We start from the raw sequence: 1,916 nt of genomic DNA on the forward strand, positions 1-1,916 counted from the left end.
CAGGTTAGACAACCTCTCCACTCCTGAGTTCCAAATTTTCCTTTTGGATATCTGTGGTATTTTCACCCTCATATTTGTAGCAATATTTCGTTGAAAAAAGCCTGAGCGCAGCCACGCAATGACGCAAAGTTTTTTATTATGAGAGAGTTAAGGTCTGCGACACTATTTGTGTAAACAATTAATTACCAAACAACTGTAAAAGTTTAACAGAGTATTGTAAAGTAATATTTGTTGCGTTAGGCTTTCAAATGGCACATTATGGACAGGCACTTATGGTCATTTATCCCACATTAATAGTCAATATATCTCCCGGCACAGGGCAGATGATTTATTAATATTGTAACAGACACAATAGATCGTTAGATTTTTGGATATAAGTAATCGACAGGCAAAAGTTTGCCAGGCAGAAGGCAGAAGTGGTAAATTTTGTAGAGAAGAATTTTGCAGTTTGTACCGAAAATTCGACGGATAAGTAAACATCTGATTTTACAAAACAAATAATTGATAAAGAGCATTTTAAAATTTAAGTTAGAAAAAAGATGAAGATATTAAATCTGAATCTTGCAACACCCACTCTTTTAGAAAAAAATATATGGGTTGCAGCGTTTTGCAAAAGTTCAACGGAGTATTGAGACAAAAACAGATCGTTTTTATACCGCACTCACAGATTATTTTAATACAGATGATACAACTCAAGTTTATTTTTACGATTTTTATTCTCCCTGCATTGGCAATGTCCTGTAACCATGGCACTGCTAAAGAAAAAATATCTCCTATGGAATATGCCAAAAAAATGGCCGATTCCGATATGAAACGTAATCCCGAAGCCTGGATGATCGATTTCAGGGAAAAACCCAAATGGGAGTATACCCATGGCCTGATGATGAATGCTTATCTGGCGCTTTATGAAGAAACCAAACAGGACCGCTACCTGGAATATGTGAAAGCCTTTGCCGATACGATGGTTCAGGAGTCGGGCGGGATACTTACCTACAAACTTACCGATTACAACATAGACCGGGTAAGCCCCGGCCGGTTTCTCATCCGCCTTTACAACCTGGAACCCCGCGAAAAATATTGGAAAGCCATCAGGTTGTTGCGCTCCCAGATGGAGACTCATCCGCGCACTTTGGAAGGCGGATTTTGGCACAAAAAGCGTTATCCCCATCAAATGTGGCTTGACGGACTCTATATGGGGTCTCCCTTTTTGGCACTTTATGGCAAAGAATTTAATGAACCTCAATTGTTTGACGATGTGGTGCACCAGATAATGCTGATCAATAAGCATCATTACCATCCTGAAAGTGGTTTGTTCTATCATGGATGGGATGAAAGCCGTGAGCAAAGATGGTCTGATCCAGAAACAGGTTTGTCTCCTCATTTCTGGGGACGTGCCGTTGGCTGGTATGCTATGGCATTGGTAGATGTTTTAGAATACCTCCCGGAGAATCATCCCGGACGTGACAGCGTGTTGTTTGTTGTAGACCGGCTTGCCGCTGGAATTGTTAAACATCAGGACAGTAAAACCGGGGTCTGGTATCAGGTACTTGATAAAGGTGATTGTTCCGGAAACTATCTTGAATCATCTGCCAGTACGATGTTCGCATATTTCTTGTATAAATCTTTGAATAAAGGATACCTCGATGAAAGCTATATCAAAGCTGCTGCCAGGGCCTATGATGGAATTATCGAAAATTTCATAAAAGAAGAACCGGATGGAACCATCAGTATTACAAATGTTTGTGCAGTGGCTGGTTTGGGAGGTAACCCTTACCGGGACGGATCTTACGAATACTATGTTTCGGAACCGGTTCGGAAGAACGATCCCAAAGCTGTCGGGCCATTTATTATGGCGGCTATTGAAAAAGCGCATTTTGAGGAATAAAACAATTAACCTGCTTTATTCATAAGTTTTC

The 1,916-nt window shown here is 40.4% G+C and carries 1 protein-coding gene; it reads left to right on the plus strand.

Translation table 11 applies throughout. The annotated features are described in order from the left end of the window. Positions 1-775: 775 nt before the first annotated feature. Entirely contained in the window at positions 776-1,885 is a 1,110-nt protein-coding gene (locus OQ5_RS0119750; RefSeq protein WP_016779151.1) for a glycoside hydrolase family 88/105 protein, read from the plus strand. Positions 1,886-1,916 lie beyond the last annotated feature (31 nt).

This window comes from Anaerophaga thermohalophila str. Valhall, from assembly GCF_000250735.1.
In the GTDB taxonomy this organism is placed as follows: Bacteria; Bacteroidota; Bacteroidia; order Bacteroidales; family Marinilabiliaceae; genus Anaerophaga; species Anaerophaga thermohalophila_A.

What these genes read in the sequence shown, in the direction of transcription:
- OQ5_RS0119750 (WP_016779151.1), top strand. Translation starts at nt 776, where the DNA reads ATGGAATATGCCAAAAAAATGGCCGATTCCGATATGAAACGTAATCCC.